Origin of the sequence: Acinetobacter sp. Res13-Abat-PEC15-P4-01, from assembly GCF_015676285.1 — a bacterium.
Classification (GTDB): Bacteria; Pseudomonadota; Gammaproteobacteria; order Pseudomonadales; family Moraxellaceae; genus Acinetobacter; species Acinetobacter nematophilus.
The window spans coordinates 19,059-37,200 of record NZ_JADAIN010000046.1 but is presented as its reverse complement, the minus strand read 5'-3'; the positions used below and the strand labels follow the sequence as shown (position 1 = coordinate 37,200).

Annotated in this window: 14 protein-coding genes; 4 read left to right on the top strand and 10 right to left on the bottom strand. The window is 39.2% G+C overall.

Features of this window, described 5'->3' with window-relative positions; translation table 11 throughout:
• Positions 1 to 92: 92 nt before the first annotated feature.
• Positions 93 to 2,195, bottom strand: a complete 2,103-nt coding sequence (locus IMO47_RS16105) for a TonB-dependent siderophore receptor (protein ID WP_196076242.1) — start codon at positions 2,193 to 2,195, stop codon at positions 93 to 95.
• A 587-nt stretch (positions 2,196 to 2,782) separates the two neighbouring features.
• On the opposite strand from IMO47_RS16105, the gene IMO47_RS16100 reads away from it, so the two are divergent.
• Together IMO47_RS16100 and IMO47_RS16095 are read left to right on the top strand one after the other, a co-directional pair.
• Entirely contained in the window at positions 2,783 to 3,277 is a 495-nt protein-coding gene (locus IMO47_RS16100) for a MarR family transcriptional regulator (protein ID WP_196076241.1), read from the top strand.
• A gap of 60 nt (positions 3,278 to 3,337) precedes the next feature.
• Positions 3,338 to 3,676 carry a DUF6616 family protein gene (locus tag IMO47_RS16095; RefSeq protein ID WP_196076240.1) on the top strand — a complete coding sequence of 113 codons (339 nt, stop codon included), beginning with the start codon at positions 3,338 to 3,340 and terminating at the stop codon, positions 3,674 to 3,676.
• 169 nt (positions 3,677 to 3,845) lie between these two features.
• Here IMO47_RS16095 and IMO47_RS16090 read toward each other — a convergent pair whose 3' ends face one another.
• The 3 genes from IMO47_RS16090 to IMO47_RS16080 form a co-directional block, all read right to left on the bottom strand.
• Positions 3,846 to 5,237, bottom strand: a complete 1,392-nt coding sequence (locus tag IMO47_RS16090) for an amino acid permease (RefSeq protein WP_196076239.1) — start codon at positions 5,235 to 5,237, stop codon at positions 3,846 to 3,848.
• 161 nt (positions 5,238 to 5,398) lie between these two features.
• On the bottom strand, positions 5,399 to 6,922 hold the full coding sequence (locus tag IMO47_RS16085; RefSeq protein WP_227552321.1) for a CoA-acylating methylmalonate-semialdehyde dehydrogenase: 1,524 nt from the start codon (positions 6,920 to 6,922) through the stop codon (positions 5,399 to 5,401).
• Between the two features lie 93 nt (positions 6,923 to 7,015).
• Complete coding sequence (locus IMO47_RS16080; RefSeq protein ID WP_196076237.1) at positions 7,016 to 8,398, bottom strand: aspartate aminotransferase family protein; 1,383 nt, start codon at positions 8,396 to 8,398, stop codon at positions 7,016 to 7,018.
• Between the two features lie 96 nt (positions 8,399 to 8,494).
• On the opposite strand from IMO47_RS16080, the gene IMO47_RS16075 reads away from it, so the two are divergent.
• Positions 8,495 to 9,415: a LysR family transcriptional regulator gene (locus IMO47_RS16075; RefSeq protein ID WP_196076236.1), complete on the top strand. Its 921-nt coding sequence runs from the start codon at positions 8,495 to 8,497 to the stop codon at positions 9,413 to 9,415.
• 131 nt (positions 9,416 to 9,546) lie between these two features.
• Here the strand turns inward: IMO47_RS16075 and IMO47_RS16070 are convergent, their stop codons facing one another.
• From IMO47_RS16070 to IMO47_RS16045, 6 genes are all read right to left on the bottom strand, one after another.
• Complete coding sequence (locus IMO47_RS16070; protein ID WP_196077454.1) at positions 9,547 to 9,852, bottom strand: hypothetical protein; 306 nt, start codon at positions 9,850 to 9,852, stop codon at positions 9,547 to 9,549.
• Positions 9,853 to 9,968: 116 nt separating this feature from the next.
• Positions 9,969 to 10,979, bottom strand: a complete 1,011-nt coding sequence (locus IMO47_RS16065; protein WP_196077453.1) for a fimbrial protein — start codon at positions 10,977 to 10,979, stop codon at positions 9,969 to 9,971.
• A complete protein-coding gene (locus tag IMO47_RS16060) occupies positions 10,976 to 13,549 on the bottom strand; it encodes a fimbria/pilus outer membrane usher protein (protein ID WP_196077452.1) in 2,574 nt (857 codons plus the stop codon). Before IMO47_RS16060 ends, IMO47_RS16065 begins: the two co-directional genes overlap by 4 nt.
• A gap of 138 nt (positions 13,550 to 13,687) precedes the next feature.
• Complete coding sequence (locus IMO47_RS16055; protein ID WP_196077451.1) at positions 13,688 to 14,419, bottom strand: fimbria/pilus periplasmic chaperone; 732 nt, start codon at positions 14,417 to 14,419, stop codon at positions 13,688 to 13,690.
• Between the two features lie 78 nt (positions 14,420 to 14,497).
• Complete coding sequence (locus IMO47_RS16050) at positions 14,498 to 15,037, bottom strand: fimbrial protein (protein WP_009584595.1); 540 nt, start codon at positions 15,035 to 15,037, stop codon at positions 14,498 to 14,500.
• A 618-nt stretch (positions 15,038 to 15,655) separates the two neighbouring features.
• A complete protein-coding gene (locus IMO47_RS16045) occupies positions 15,656 to 16,489 on the bottom strand; it encodes an alpha/beta hydrolase (RefSeq protein WP_196077465.1) in 834 nt (277 codons plus the stop codon).
• Between the two features lie 429 nt (positions 16,490 to 16,918).
• Between IMO47_RS16045 and IMO47_RS16040 the strand changes: the two genes are divergently transcribed.
• Positions 16,919 to 17,833 (top strand): acetoacetate decarboxylase family protein, encoded by a 915-nt coding sequence (locus IMO47_RS16040; protein WP_196077464.1) that lies wholly within the window; start codon positions 16,919 to 16,921, stop codon positions 17,831 to 17,833.
• Positions 17,834 to 18,142 lie beyond the last annotated feature (309 nt).

The following is an 18,142-nucleotide window of genomic DNA, read 5'->3' as shown; positions in this document are numbered from 1 at the left end:
ATTCTATTACTTTCAGGTCTCAGTCCCCGAACTCACAACATCCAGTTAGCACCAGACTTTAATAAGATGTGCTTAGTGTCAGAAGAATCAGTTCAATATTTAAATTTTACATTCAAGCGTACCATCATTGGATCACCCCAGTTGACCAATTGGGCATTCGGCGTCGTTCCTGCTAGATATTCTCGATCAAATAAGTTTTTAATACTCAGCCCTGCACCCCAATTTTTAGCTTCATATCCAGCATTCACATCAAACAATGCATAACTGGGCAGATAAACGAAGTCGGAATTACGCTGTGCAGTACGAGCCCCTTGATAACGAATGCCTGCACCAATATTCCAACCCAGTTTATCTGGACTGAAATAATACTGCGTCGACAATGAACTGGCATTTTTAGGTACATGGTTACTACGCTTGCCAATATCAGTGCCGATCACACTTTCGGTTACTTTTGCTGTTGGTATATAGCTATAGTTCGCTGAAACATTCCATTGACTGGTAATTGCCGCAGCCACTTCAGCTTCAAAACCTTGAGTGACTTGTTCACCTGTCTGAATTGAAAAGTTTCCTGAACTATCCTTCTCAGTAACATTTCTACGGGTTAAATCATAATAGGCAACATAACCTTGCAAACGTTGATCAAGTGCCTGTAATTTGACTCCAACTTCCGCTTGTTTGCCCTTTTCCGGATTCAATAACTGCCCATTTTCTCCTGCATCGGTCACAGGCATAAAAGAAGTAGAATAGCTGACATAGGGTGCAAACATGTCATTGATGCGGTACATCACTGAACCGCTACCTGTAAATGCACGATCTGAATTCTGAATACTGGTATTTTTTAAAACGTTATCAATTTCAATTTGAGTCCAATCATGACGACCTGATAGTCCAATAATCCAGTGATCATCCACCTTGATGGTATTGCGCAGGTAGATTCCAGCATATTGACTATATGTCAACTCTTGAGTAGGCGTACCTAATTTCGTACTGGTAATCCCATACACTGGGCGATCCGCATTAAAAGGATTAATGATATCAGTGCGACGGGCATAATCACTGCGTTCTCGCATCATATCGACACCGACCATGACATCATAGTTGACCTTCCCAAGCTCAAAATTACGTTGCAAATTATTGTCTAGGGTATAGTTCAAATCCTGTTTATCCTGATTATTAATTGCACGTTTTATCGTCGGTAATGTATTGGTTCCTGATGCCAATATTGGATTACCCTGCGTATCGGTTTTCGTGATTGCAAAGTTCTGTTTAAACACCCAATCATTGTCAAAATAGTGTGCATAATTTGCACCAATACGATAAACATCCACATCATAGCCATGATCAGGTTCACCAAAAAATAAACTTGATGGATAGTTTTTAAAATTGCCCTTGCTATAAGGAATGCCCTGTTGACGGATATATTCACGATGTTGGTAGCTCGCAATGACGGAAAGGTCGTTTTTATCCCCTAAGTCAAAATTGTAAGATGGCGCAATATATTGATTTTTAAAATAGACATGATCTGTAGGATCATCCTGATCAGATACTCGTCCAACCACTCGAAAAGCACCTTTTGCACTGTTATTGGGTGCATAGTTAAGATCAAACGTTCCTTCTTTTAAACCATAACTTCCATAACTCAGTGTCCCTTTATAAGCAGTTTCGGCTTGTGGACGCTTGGTGGTTAAATTTACCAGTCCGCCTGGCAAAGCAAGACCAAAGCTAACCGAAGTTGGTCCTTTAACCACTTCGATTGATTCTAAACCCGAAATATCTTCAGCACGTAAAACATTATCCGATGCTTGGATCCGCAGACCATCAATAAAGGTTTGAGAACTTGAAATCTGTCCACGAATAATGAAATCATCCCATCCTCGACGACCATATTGCCCTGACGTCACTCCTGCCACACTCTCTAAAGCCTCAGCCACAGTTTTTGCCTGCTTTTGTTCAATCTGTTGCTGACCAATTGCACTAATCGACTGAGCTGTTTCAAATAAAGGCGTATTCGATCTCAAAACAGCACTTGCGGTTTTAGCTGCATAAGCTTGCTGATCATTTGCAGCTTGAACCGTGATGGTGGGTAGTTTTTGAGTATCTGCTTGCTGCTCAAAACCAATTTCGGTGTGTGCATAAGAACTACTTGCCATGGTGGCAAGCACGGAAAATGTCAGGGAGGATTTATTAAATTGCATTAAACAACAGCCAGAAAAATTTAACGGTAATTATAATCATTTTCATTTAAATTTCTAATAATTTCGCGCTAAAAAATTACGTTGAATATCTTATTTTTTCTTTTTTCAATAAAGTTTATAGATATCACCTTGTTGATTTATTTTTAATCTTTTTAAACGCCTAGAATATGTCGCATACGATCCAAGATGTAATCAGTAGATTAAAAATGCAGTCGTAACAAGGTATCAAGGCATTTACTCCATGGTTAATCTGTTCTGGAAGTAAAAATTCTGTCAATGTTTTTTAAATAAATTTAGCCTTCATTTCGCTCAATGCATTTTGTTTGATCTCTATTTTGCCTGATCTTTACACCCTCAAAGAATGATGATTGGAAAACAATCCAACCGTTTGAATTTCTTCAATCACTCAAAATAGATTGTAAAATATAGCTTTACAAACAATCAAAAACACTTTTTAAATTTATTTTTAATATAAAAAATTTAACTATTTCATTCACTTTTTTTGACTCAATTTTCAGTTCAATTGAATTGACAGCAACTATGGATGAACATATAGTTAGTCACCATACTATATGGTGACTAATAAAATGCAGCTGGAACAAAAATACCGTGCCCTTTTGGATCAAGCGAGTAAACAAAACTTTGCGAACATTGAAAATATACGACTGTGTTTCCAAACCCTTTCACTTGCTTCGTTAATTGATCATGACTGTGCAATACAACTTGCTCCACATGGTTTAACCGAAGCGCGTTTTGTTGTTCTGTTCTTACTAGACTCATCACCTCAAGGTTTAGCTCCCAAAGATATTGCAGAGAAAGCAGGAATTACCCGAGCAACAGTGACTGGCTTGTTGGATGGACTAGAACGGGATGAACTCATCACACGTCATGCTGACCATGATGATCGTCGTGCTTTGCAAATTCATCTGACGGCTAAAGGCAAACAAACAGCGAAAATTGTGTTTGAACAGCATAGTCGTTGGATTGCCCAGATTTTTGGCAACTTAAGCACCGAGGAACGTATACAACTCTCAGCACTTTTGGAAAAAGTAACTCAAAATCTGATTCACCAACAAACTTAAAGCATTTCAAGCGTATAAAACATAGCTAAAAATTAAAAACCACCTGGAAAGGAAGACAATATGTATCACTATCTTGTTGAATTATATACCCCCAATGTTACTTGGCAGGCACTACCAAATGAACAACGAATGGAATATCTAAGCAAAGTTGGCGACGCTCTAGGAAACTTGTCAAGTATGGGCATTGAAGTTTTGACCCTGACAGAAACCGTTTCTCCGATCGATCAAAGTACGCCACATCAATATTTGGGAATTTGGCGCTTTTCCGATCCCAAGGCGCGTGAAGCGCTCCTTGATGGGATTCGTGCCAGTGGTTGGTATCAATATTTTGATCACTTGAATGCTGCTGGCGCTGAAGGAAATTTTCCTCAACATCTCCAAGCTTTGGTCAATGGTTGAGTGAAGTCGAACCATATTTGCATGAGCGCTTGAGCAGAATACAATATGTTTAGATAAAATTTATCCACTTCATCTGCCTTAGAATCTAAACTTCAAAGTGGATAAATTATAACGATTTGAAAAAATGACTCTATCAATAATTGATTTTTAACCTACTGTAGACAAGCCTTTAATCTACATGTACGGCTACTCTTTTGGTTGTTTTGTTCTTACGGGTCACCAGTAGACCGCAAATGACCACCACAGATGTCACACCCAAGGACAAGGTTGTTTCATAACTGTACTGTGGTGATAAAAACATATAAGACAGCACACTCATGATAACGGCAATCACAAACCAAGTCAGCCAAGGGAACATCCACATTTTAAAACTAATTTGGGTACCCTTTTTCTCCAATTGGTATCGTGATCGCAATTGCGAAACTGCAATCACCAAGTAAACTACCAAGGCAATAGAACCCGTAGTGGAAAGCAAGAATCCAAAAACTTGTCCAGGGAACATGTAATTGACTGCACAACAGATCAAGCCGATAAAGGTCGAAGCAAAGACTGCAATCGTAGGAACACCTGAACCATTAATTCTGGTGACCAATGTGGGGGCTTCTTTGCGTGCCCCCAAAGCAAACAGCATGCGTGAAGATGTATAGACCGCGGCATTCATACAACTTGCAACCGCAATAAATACTACAATATCCATAATCAGCTTGGTTTGAGGAACATTTAGACTGACCAACACATACTGGAATGTTCCCAGCTTTTGTAAATCTGGTGAACGCCAATCGACTAAAGCGACAGCAAGAAATATCGAAACAACAAAGAATAGAATAATACGATAGAGGACTAAGTTGGTCGCGCGTTTGATTTTTTCCTGTGGATTTTTTGACTCGGCTGCTGCAATTGAAAGAATTTCAATCCCAAAAAATGAAAATGCTGAGATTAAAATAGCAGACAGCACACCACCCATGCCATGGGGCATAAATCCACCATTGGAAAATAAATTGCCTATACCACTGACATCACGTGCCAAAGGCCAAAGTCCGAATACTGCTGCTGCACCAATCACAATAAACAATAAGATTGCAATCACTTTAATTAATGCAAACCAGAACTCAAACTCTCCAAAACTTTTAGTGCTAAAGAAGTTGGCAAAACTCAGTAAGATAATAAATGCAAAAGCATAGATGGCACTGGACACTTGTGGAAACCAAGCATGTAAAATTTCAGCCCCTGCAATTGCTTCAATTGGGATGACTAAGACCCAAAACCACCAATACAACCAGCCAACGGTAAACCCTGCCCAAGGACCAATGGCTTTACGTGCATACGTTGAAAATGAGCCTGTATCAGGTTGGGCTACAGCCATTTCACCGAGCATGCGCATCACCAAAAATACGATCACGCTGGTAATCATATAAGCAAGTACAGCAGCAGGACCTGCCTTTGCAATTGCAGCAGAAGAACCAACAAATAAACCTGCGCCAATCACGCCACCGATACTAATCATCGTGATATGTCGGTTGGAAAGTCCTTCACCTAATTTTGTTGTTTTTGCACTATTCATATTTTATTCCTTAAAATAATCAGCACCAGATACCATTTCAAAACTGTGCTTTATCGCAACGCCTTGAATGATCATGCGCTTAACAAAGTGTGAATTACATTTTTAAATTCCTATTAAAAATAAAGAGAGAAAACCAAGGATTTTCTCTCTGGATCACAACGCTAATTTAAAGTTGGCATGGCAAATTGTTTGGCCTCACGGATCTGTGCGGAAGGCCATCGTTGGGTAATGGTCTTGCGACGCGTATAAAAACGGACACCGTCTGGACCATAAGCATACAAGTCACCAAACAGTGAACGCTTCCAACCACCAAAACTATGATAGGCGACCGGTACAGGCAACGGTACATTTACACCCACCATGCCGACTTGAACATGGCTGGTAAAATAACGTGCAGCTTCACCATCACGCGTATAGATACAGGTACCGTTTCCATACTCATGGTCATTAATCAATTGCATCGCCTCTTGCATGGTTGCTACGCGAATCACCTGTAAAACAGGACCAAAAATTTCTTGTTGATAACTGATCATCTCGGATGAGACTTGATCAATTAAAGTTGGACCAACATAAAAGCCTTGTTCATAGCCTGTAGGCTGAGCATTGCGTCCATCCACTACAATTTTAGCACCTTGTTGTTCAGCACTTTGGATAAAAGCTTCTACTTTCTCTTTATGTGCTTGTGTAATGAGCGGTCCAAAGTCATTTTGCTCATCGGCATAGTGACCAAACTTTAATTGCTGCATTTCATGCTTGAGTTTTTCAATGACCAGATCAGCAACCTCATCTCCAATGGCAACCGCGACTGACAACGCCATGCAGCGTTCACCAGATGAACCAAATGCAGCACCCAACAAGGAATTGACAACATTATCGATATCGGCATCCGGCATGATAATGGCGTGATTCTTTGCACCACCTAAAGCCTGGCAACGTTTGCCTGTTGAGGTTGCAGTACGATAAATATACTCTGCGATAGGGGTAGAACCCACAAAACTCATGGCTTGAACTTTGGGGTGATAAAGCAAAGCATCAACGGCTTCTTTATCGCCGTTGACGACGTTGAATACTCCATCAGGTAAACCCGCTTTTTTCAACAATTCAGCCAAATATAATGCAGCTGATGGCGTCTTTTCCGAAGGTTTGAGAATGAAGCAGTTGCCACATACAATAGCCATGGGAAACATCCACAATGGCACCATTGCCGGGAAATTAAATGGGGTAACGCCTGCAACCACGCCTAAGGGTTGAAATTCACTCCATGAATCAATATCAGGTCCGACATTTTTTGAAAATTCACCTTTTAAAAATTCTGGTGCTCCACAGGCGTATTCAACATTTTCAATACCGCGCTGTAATTCACCTTTGGCATCATGACAAATTTTGCCATGTTCCTGCCCAATCAATTCACAGAGTTTTTCTGCATTTTCCTCAAGTAATTGTTTGAACTTAAACATTACTCGGGCACGCTTAATCACGGGTGTATCACGCCATGCAGGGAATGCTTGCTGCGCAATTTCAACAACATGATTAACCAGTGCAGCATCAGCAATCGCAACGTATTTATTCACTTTGCCTGTTGCTGGATGGTACACAGCTTGCTTTTTATTCGTCTTGGTCATCAAGCCACCCTGAATAAAGTGTCCTATAACATCGACTGTTTCTGCACTCTGTATACTGCCCATATCTGGTATTGACTGACTAAAATCTTCTAAATTATTCATTACTGTTCCTTGTCGATCATCATTTTCCCATTGGCTTTATCTAGCCTGCAAAACTTATTGCACCTGGTAAAGGGTGTCTCCCACGGCGTTCATTAATCGAGATAGCTGTGCTTCGGTACTGTTAAACATCGGTCCAAACTGGATGGTATCGCCGCCAAAACGCACATAAAAACCTGCTTTCCACAATCGCATTCCTGTTTCAAAACCACGAATTGTCGCATCGCCATCCCGAGGGGCTAATTGCAAGGCACCGATCAATCCACAATTACGAATATCAACAATGTGAGGTGCGCCTTTTAACTCATGAATAAGTTTTTCAAAACTTGGCGCTAAATGCGCAGACTGAGTAATTAAATTTTCATTTTCAAGTACATCCAATGTTGCTAATGCTGCTGCACATGCCACTGGATGAGCGGAGTAGGTATAACCGTGAGTAAATTCAACTGCATGATCTGGTAGATCCTGCTGCATAAAGGCATCGTAGATTTCACGGCTCGCCACCACACCACCTAAAGGAATTGCGCCATTGGTGACTTGTTTAGCAAAAGTCAATATATCTGGGCTTACTCCAAAATATTCAGATGCAGTCCATTTTCCCATACGTCCAAAACCTGTGATAACTTCATCGAAAATCAGTAAAATATCGTGTTGATCACAGATCTCTCTTAGGCGTTGTAAATATCCTGTCGGCGGCACAATGCAACCTGCCGAGCCAGACACAGGTTCTACAATGACTGCTGCGATATTGGAAGCATCATGTAATTCAATCAGCTTGAGCATTTCATCTGCCAGCTCAACGCCCCCAGTTTCTGCGCAGCCTTTGGTAAAACTTAAATGGGTTTGTAAAGTGTGGGGCAAATGGTCAACATCCATCAATTGCCCAAACATTTTTCGGTTGCCGCCAATTCCACCTAAACTGGTACCGGCTACGTTTACGCCATGATAACCACGTGCTCGACCAATCAATTTGGTTTTACTTGGCTTACCTTGAATTCGCCAATATGCACGTGCCATTTTGATTGCGGTATCTGCCGACTCTGAGCCTGAATCAGTAAAGAAAACATGTTGCAGTTTTTCCGGCATGTGCTGGATAATTTTTTCAGCCAACTGAAAAGCCAAAGGATGACCAAACTGGAACGCGGGTGAATAATCCAGTTTTGCCAACTGCTGACTGACTGCCTGTTGAATTTCAGTTCTGGTATGCCCTGCACCGCAGGTCCATAAACCTGACAATGAGTCATAAATTTCACGCCCGTGACTGTCAATTAAATACGATCCTTGTGCACCAACGACCAAACGGGGGTCTTGATGAAAATTACGATTTGCAGAAAACGGCATCCAGTAAGCTTGATAGTTTAAATTCATCTGTGTATTGGATTGACTTGCTTCCGCTGCATAGTCACGGTCAGTTAAAGTATCTATATCAAACATAATCACTCTTCTTGTTTTAGGGTTATGTCTTGAGTGTACAAAGCGATATAGTTTTGATAAATTCAAATTATCTTGAGTTTAGATATAAAAAAGCAAAACTAAATGAAACCTAAGAAATTAAACCAAGTAACTGATTTTGATATAAAGTTGCTTAAAATTTTTAAAACAGTATGTGACTGTCACAGCTTTACTGCTGCCGAAAGTATTCTGGGCATTAGCCGATCTGCGATTAGTTTACATATGAGTGATCTTGAAAATCGTTTAGGTATTCGGCTTTGCCAACGAGGACGAGCGGGCTTTGCACTCACCGATGAAGGGCGTGAGGTTTTACAGTATATTGAAATGTTGACTGCCTCGATTGAAGACTTTCGCGCCAAAATCAATCAAATGCACAATCAGTTAAAAGGTGAATTTAACATTGGCATCATTAACAATCTGGTCACCATGCAAAGTGCTTATATCACCAAATCTTTAGCGCAGCTTGCTGAAGAAAATTCTGAAGTGGTGATCAATATCAGTATGAGTACATTGTCTGATATCGAATGTCGTGTTCTAGATAATCGTTTACACGCAGGTGCCATTCCTTTAGTGAGTCCACTCTCAGGATTGGATTATTTTCATTTATATCAGGAAAATTCATTTTTATATTGCGGAGAAAACCACCCTTTATTCGAACACCAAGGTAAAATCAACCCAAAAGATCTCAAACAATGGAATACAGTACTTCCAAACTACGCCATCAGCCCTGAAGCAATGAAGTTACATCAATTATTAAACTGTTCAGCTACAGCAAGTGACCGAGAAGGAATCGCCTTTCTTATTCTGACTGGTAAATTTATCGGATTTTTACCTGATCATTATGCAAGAAAATGGGTCGTAGATGGCTTTATGAAACCCATTATGCAAAATGTTATGCACTATAGTACACCTATATGCCTGATTACACACAAAGGAAAAAATTATAATATTATTTTAAAAACTTTTATGGATATTTTAAAAAGAACAGTACCACCTATTCAATGATGTTTATTTTAACGCGAATATTAAAAAACAAAAAAGCTTTAAATATAATCTGATTAAAAATCAAACTGTATTTAAAGCTAAAAAACAATATAAATATAAAATAAACGTGATGCAATTAACATTATTTCTATTTAGTAATAATCTACAACCAATATTTTATGCAGATGACTTTCTAAATCTTCTATATTGAGGTGAACCATGCTATTGCCTTTTTTTTCAATCAAGCTGTTAAAGCTAAGACTATCAACGTTTGCTTTATTTTTAATCGCTTCCACAGTGTTATCAATCATTTTACAATTTGAATTATTTGAATCTTTCTCACAGGTAAATTCTACAATATCCCCGTAAAACATAATCTCCTCAGCTGATGCATTTAAACTTAAAATCGATATACTGAATGTTATTAATAAAAAGGCTAATTTTTTAATTAACTCCATCTCAATCCCCTTTAAAGAAATGGTGTAGTTAATTAATTACATAACCTTATTATTAATACAAGATTATCCAGTGGATAAATAAAAAAATAATTGAAGCAAAATATGATTTACTTCAATTAATCATATTCAATTGTGACGGTTGCCATAGCTCGGACTTTTCCAGGCGTCACTTTCGTTGCCGTTTGATAGTAACGTGCAGTCATTGGAACATTGTATTGTATATTGTCATTTGACTTTAAAGTACCCAGTTCGAGTTTGTCATTTTTAGCAATCACACGATTGGCATTTTTATATTGTGACTGCAATTGTACCCCCACTCCTGAAGCACTTGTTCCAGTTGAGTTGGTATTGGCGAGTACATTCTGCATGCTACTGCTCACAGCATCATAATCAAAGCTTAGGCTAATTTTATTGGTCTCTTCATAGCCAGTCGGATTCTTACCGCCATTACATAAGATATTGAGATCAAATGCTTGTTCGCCTTGTACCGAGCCTACACCTTTAAAATCGGCTTTATTGACAGTTGGAAGGTTTACCGTTTTATTGATATTGCCTAATATTTCACATGAAGAAGAGGCTATGGTAATCGCATTTCCATAAACTGTACTGGTTAGCCATGGTGGATTTGGGCGATCCGCTGAACGATAGCTACTATATGTACCTGGAACAAGTGCGCCCGAGCCAGTAGTGGTTCCAGTTTTCACAATTTCAACAATAAAAAATCCTTCAGCCAAAACACGTCTACCCGATGCACTGCGACGATAAGGATAATAATCCGCAAAACCCGGTGCTGAAGGCGCTTCTCGATATAAACGGATACCGATACCATCAATGTTGGTATTAAAAACAGAATTACCAATAGGACTCAGTGAATAATTTTGAGTATGGATCGCCTCAAGCGTACCAGAAATGCCGCAACTGTATGTTGAACCATTGGGTTTGATTGGAAAGGATGCTCTTTTCAAAACTTTGCCAACAGCATCACTTGGTCGAACAACCACACGTCCTACTGCCATGCTGACATCTACAGTTGAAAACCCTCGATCGGGTATACATGCAGCATAAGCCACGGGACTGACCGCTCCTGCTAAAAGCAAAAGAATAGGATTTAAAACTTTATAGTTCATTGACACACACCTTCCGCCATGATCATGTTTTGCTTTTTGTCTGCTGCTTGCGCTGAAACATCATACTGAATGCGACATTGCTCATTGGCATTTTCGCCCCATTTAACTGTTACAGTATCTGCTGTTGTATTGGTTCTCAAGTAAACCATACTGCCCTGCGCAACCATACCGACATTTTCACCTTTTGTATCAAACACTTCTGCTGCAAAAGGTAGAGTGTCACCATTTTCTTTCATACTGTGGATATAAATTGCCTTACCCAGTTTGGTCACAAAACTGACTTGAGAGATAGAACCGGCATATGGCGCAATTCGCTGACTAGAACCATCTAACTCAACATCTGCTGACATACCCTGAGGATCAAGCGTAATATCATTTAAACGATATGGCGTAACATACGGAATAACCGCATAACCCGATTTATTGATGCTTAAACCCGTTGCATTGTTGACTTTTGCGCCAGCTGCTTCTGGTGCATAGACCAAGACCATGGTTTGTCCCTGGTCAGGTCCAAACAATACGCCTTGAGGATGTGCAACAATATTACCGCGAGCAGTCAGCATCGCTTGTTCATAACCATCGGCAACACTATACGAACCACCTACCGTCGCGTAGTTGGTACGATACTGTGCATTAAGATTTGCACTTGGATTATCGCCGTAACGTGTCGACACAGATGTACCATAGTTAAAACGATCGCCTACGACACCACTCACACCCACTGTCGCGTTATCTTGGGTCATGATGGAGTTTAAGTTCGCCGAGCTTTTCTTAAATGTTAACGGTAATGATAAAGTCAGCATGTACTCTGTATCATTATTGGTCACTTTGGTCGCTTTATTTTCTATATTACGATTAATTGCTGACAAACCATAGGTCAAACCACGATAGCTATTGCTATAACCGATCTGATACTGACGTGTAGTTTCTTGACGATTCCAATAATCTACCCATGAACCTGTCACGTACATGTTCCCCCAACCTTCTGGAAGCCCTTGGTTCAGTGTAATCTGGAATTCGCTTCGCTGTTTACCGACATGCGCAGAACTTATGCCTTTTTTGTCCAAATCCTGGACTAAGATTGCATCACGTAATTTATAGAAGTTTTCTGTAGAGTAACGATATGCTGCCAAAGTTAAATTGGTATCCGTAGGCGTAATCAATTTACTATAGCTGATTCGGAAACTTTGCCCACTTTCACTTTTACGGCGCTCAAAATCAGCTTGAGAATGTGTCACATCAAGTGCGACTGCACCAATCGGTGTAGCAAACGCACTCCCCAATGTCACAGCGGAATAGTCTTCAGAGAACTGTACCCCACCATATGCTGTAATTGAGTTGTTGACCCCGCGTTGATATTTACCCTGTACAATAAATGGATCAAGGTCGATATCTTTATCACGGAACTGACCCATTGAAACAGAATAACGACTCATACCTGGACGTAGCATTTGTACCACAGAGGCATACGGAATCGAATAACGCTGAATTTCACCATTGGCTTCTAAAATGGAAACCTCAAGCTCGCCACCAAAACCTGTAGGATACAAGTCATTGATCTCGAAACTACCTGGTGCAACAGTGGTCTGATAAATAAGTTGACCTTGTTGACGTACTTCGACTTTGGCATTGGTTTTTGCATTGCCGCGAATACGTGGTGCATAACCGATCATGCTATTTGGTAGCATACGGTCATCACTGGAGAAATCGACACCGCGATAGCCGAATGAGTCAAATATTTCACCATCGGTGAAGCTTTCACCTAGGGTCAATACGCCCCGGTATTGAGGGAACGCCCGTTGAACGTAGGTACTGATCGCATCGTAGCTTGATTTAGAGGTATGATCAACGGTTGTTCGATCTTGCCACTGCCATTGACCATTGTGTCGAAATTGCCAACCCGCTAAATTTGCCCCAGCTGTTACAGAAGTAAAAGCATTGGTGGTTTCTTCACCGCCCTGCAATTTATTAAAAGTTTTGTATGCGCTGGCATTATAAGAAAGAAATGCAGCATTAATACCACGATCCCAAACACTTGGATCAACATAGCCTTGGGCATTTTTTTGCATCGCTACTTGCGGAATAGAAATATCGACACGTAAACGTGATGTATCAAACTCATAAAATGAATCTTCTACCCACTGTTCAATTTTCTGACATCCTGCTGGATAGGTGCTTTGACCTTTTTTTAATACTTCTGCTTTAACGCCATATTCTAAAAGTTGGCTTGAGTTAAAGCAGGTATAGGCATTTTGATTATTTTCAGTGGCTTTAAACACCATACGGTGCTTACCAAACCAATTTCCATTGACATAAATATCGACATTGTAATCGCCAGGTAAAACAGGATTACCGTATTTAAAACGATTCACATCAATCTTTTTAGCGTCACCAATTAAAAAAGCCGAATCAAATTCTGCTTCAGTAGCAGTCGGAGACTGTTCTGTCCCGTCTAAGTCAGTTTCAGTTGCATTAACTAGAGCTGGAATGCTAAGTGTAATCACGCCACAAGCCACATAATAACGAATATGTCGCTTGATCCACTTATAGCTTTGTTCATTTTTTTGCATAAAGAAGTCTGCCTATTGACAAATGAATAGGTTTTTAATTCGCTTACTCTCAGTTAAATGGAATGATTAAAGGTGTTTCATCATTATTCAAAGGTGCTTTAAAAGACGCATCAAAGTGAAATTTAAAGACTTGCCAACTTATGGCAATTTAATATTGCGCTCTACACGACCACCATAATCATTGATTGTGGTAAAAGTCATTTTTGCGACATTTGAACCTTTTAAGTTCACAGTTCCATCAGAAAATGGTTTCAACATTAAACCTTCAGCAAGCAAGTCAACACGTTTACCTGACTGATCCTGCATGATCGAAGTCAAAGTAATGTGAAATGGCGTCGGGTTTTTAATTGTTAACTGTGTACCATTACTGCTCCATTGCAACTTTTCAGGGGCTAAGGCAGCATCTTCTTTGATTCCGCTTGGACGATAGAAAAACTTAATTCGTGAACGAATCGCAAGTTGTAAAAAATTCTCAGGTACAACATTCTGATCTTTTGCGGAAGGCTTTGGTGGAATATCCAAAATATTCAACCAAAACAGCGTTTCTTGAGTTTTACTTAACTCATTTGCTTTAGGCATACTGCTAATACGTAAAGACTGCCCTTTTTTTGCTTCCACACGTGAAATTGGCGGTGCAATCATAAAAGGTGCTTTTGATTGATCAGGTGTAGATTTAGCGTCCCCCTCATCAATCCATGCTTGAACCAATGCAGGATTATTTCCGTTATTACTCACTTGTAAGGTAATTTCACGCGAATCAGATGGATAAATCACACGTGTACCATGAATAATGATTTCAGCATTTGCTGCACCAAACGGAATTAAAAGTGCAAGTAAACCTTTTTTAAAAAAGGAATGATTCAAGAACATAACGATTATCTCTACCTAAAATAAAGTAAAAGAGCTAAGTGGGCTGACCCACTTTAGCTCTGCACAATTCAATAAAAATTATTGATAGATAATAGTATATTGAACTGAAGTTGTAACTTTACCAGCAGCAGAAGCATCAGTTGCATAGTATTCAGCATAATAGTTAAGATCAGCTGAACCTTTATCCGCAACGTCTACCCATTGAGAGTTTGTTTGCGCACCAGAAGCACCAGCAGCAAGTACTGGAATAAACTGGTTGTTTGAACCTAAAAGTTGAACTTGAACGTTTTTAGCACCATTCGCAGTTGCGTTTTGGTTGTTTAAACGACCAGTACCAAAGTCAACAGTTGAACCTGGTTCGAAGTAAGTCGCAACTTTACCTTCTGAACAGTTTGCCAGGTTGATAGTGAATGGAGTACGACCAGCAACATCACCTGTTTTAGCAAGTGTTTGCTTAGATACAGTTGGAAGGCTTACTGTAAAGTCTTTACCTTGTGGAGTAACGATGTCACAAGTTTTATCAGTAACTAAACCGTTAATTGTAATTGTACCATCTGCTGCAAAAGCACTAGAAACCCCTAAAACTGCAACTGATGCCGCTAAAAAAATCTTTTTCATACCAAGTGTCCTATACAAACAAAAATGATTAGTGTTGGTCGATGTGTATTATGCACACCCAGACAAAAATGTAAACAATGTCACACTTTTTAAAGAAAGAGATACGATTGTATATAATTTAATATCATTTCGAGAATTAAATTTTTTTCTATATTTTTTAATATCTTAAACAAATCTTAAATTGATATTTTAGTTTTAATTAATTTATTGCTTTTTTGTAACTGAGTTGTAAATATACATAATTCAAGACATGTCCAGTTTTGGTTGAATTTTTAGTATTCAAATCAATAATTTTAATAAATTATTGATTAATTTAATAAAAAAATATGAGTTTTGAACAAATGTATAAATTTTCCAAAAGAACAATAAATAAACAAAATCGACATCAATACGCCTATTTCACTATAGTTCGAAGGCACCAGTGGCAACAGATATTGGGGTATTCTCTTATTACAATTTAATATATTAAATAATTTTCTGAAAAATCAGCCGGCAATACAAATAAAAAATTTTATTTTCAACTACTTAAAGTAAATTTTAGATATGATTTATTGTTTTCACTTTATATCTGGGCAAAAAATAGAGACATCACTGCCTCTATTTTATTTTCATGTTGTTTCAGTGAGCACGAATAAAGGCTAAAAGATCTGGATTGATCACATCAGCGTTAATCGTCAACATGCCGTGAGAATAACCTTTATAGGTTTTTAATATTCCATTTTGAACCAATTTGGCAGAAAGTACGCCTGAATTTTCATAGGGTACAATTTGATCATCATCACCATGCATGACCAAAACTGGCACTGAAATTTTTTTAAGATCTTCAGTAAAGTCGGTTTGGGAAAAAGCTACGATTCCATCATAATGCGCTTTAGCACCTCCCATCATACCCTGTCGCCACCAATTCAAAATCACAGCTTCTGATGGTTTTGCATCTGGTCGATTAAATCCATAGAACGGACCTGCGGGTAAATCGTAATAGAATTGAGCCCGATTCTTGAATAACTGATTTTGTAAATCGTCAAAAACTTCTTTTGCCAAACCATTTGGGTTATTTTCTGTTTTTAACATCAAGGGTGGTACAGCACTCACCAGTACAGCTTTCGCAACATTTTTCTCCCCGTGTCGTGCTATGTAATGTGCAACTTCACCACCACCGGTTGAATGCCCAATATGTACGACATTTTTGATTCCCAAATGCTCGACCACTGCTGCAACATCATCAGCATAATGGTCCATGTCATGCCCATCCCAGACCTGACTTGATCGCCCATGACCACGTCGATCATGCGCAACGACACGAAAACCTTCATTTAAAAAGAATAATAATTGTGTATCCCAGTCATCAGAGCTCAGTGGCCAACCATGATGAAAAAATAGCACTTGAGCATCTTTTGGCCCCCAGTCTTTATAGAAAATTTCCACACCCTCTTCAGTTGTAACGTATGCCATGCTTAATTCTCCTGTTTGAGATTTATATTTCAAATGTTGGTCTGTGTTCTAATCAATGACTACCGCTAACATTTCTTGGCAATCCTTTGGATTGCTTGATTAATACTAAGATTAAAGTTAACTTCAGGGTCAACACTTTTAGTTATTGCCTGATAGCAAAAATGTAAATTAAAAAAATGATCATAAGATGTCAGTTTTCAGCTTGGTCATTGATCTCCTTTAATTTATTTTAAAAATTTGGCTTCAGGCCTCTTTGCCACGTTACAAACCCTAAACATGCTTTTCTACAACAGCTTTCAAAAGGGCTTATTTCTTTTAATTTCTCAGCTTGACCTTAAAGTCCACTTCAAACTTATAGTTATTGCATCAAGTCCCTAAGCGATTCTGCTGATTTTGCTTAGCCATGCTACCCCATAAAGGTGAACGAAGATGAATACCGATAAGCAGTTGACTGAAGTTGAATTTGGACAATACAAGGTTAAAGTACCTTTAGGCGGGTATTATGATCGCTTTAGAATGAATCCCGATTTGAATCAAGTCGCCAAAGACCCTGCCGTGGGAAATATTGATTTTTTTCGTAAAATTCCTAAAACACAAATAGCATCTAGGGTAGGCTTGGTCTGGGCACCAAACTTTTATTATCGGTCTGCGCATGTACAAGTGCTGATGTTAGCACCATTCCAACAGCTTAAACAGAAACTTCCCGTCCCCCTAGAGCCACTACAGGCATTTCCTGGCTATGGTTTGGTGGCACTGACATTTTTTCATTATGATGTCTGTGATAATGATCCTTATAACGAGGTTTCAGTCGCAATTGTTGTACGTCCGCCTAAAGCAGAAGGCTCACCTGTAATAGAGTTATTCCGATCAATGCGACAACGACATTTCTACGCACATGTTCTTGCACTTCCTGTAGATACAGAAATTGCACGTATCCGAGGAGTATATGGCTATCAACTGCCTAAATGGCTCACTCAAATCAATGTCAACATCAATGCTGCTACAGTCAATGCAGATCTCACAACTATTACAGGTCAAACCGATCTCAGCTTAAGCGCCAATACACCGCGATTAAGGCAAGTAAAATCTGAATCTAAAATAACTAAAACCACCATGTTGCACCGAGTGGACCAACAATGGCATCAAACTCTAGTGCTCTCGAATCCGGTTAGATTTGCTCAGAAACTTTTTCCTAAACGAGTCAAACTCATTCGACATGGTGGACCATTGAGCCAGTTATTGGATGAATTAAACGCGTCCACTATCCTGCGCCTAGATGTCGTTGAAGATGCGCAGGTGGTACTGTATTTACCCACCCCTGTAAAAGTGAAAGGACTGGATTAAAAAGTGATTTAAATGTTTATGATTTAAAAAGAACATTGATCTTTTTCACCATACGGACATAGGAATTCAAAATCCTTTTGCATTCTTATGTTTTCGCGTTATTGTGCATTTATCATTGAGAAGAACTTATCTCTCAACGGATTATTGAAGCTAACATCAAAAAAATCAAAGTATTGTGTCAAAATACTCAGCAGTTAAAATAATCCAAGTTCGCATGTAAACCATAACCCGATAAACATTTACAGCTTAATCCAATGCGGGTGAGGGTTTAATTTACTCAAAGTAAAAACTTAAATTGGAGAAAGTATT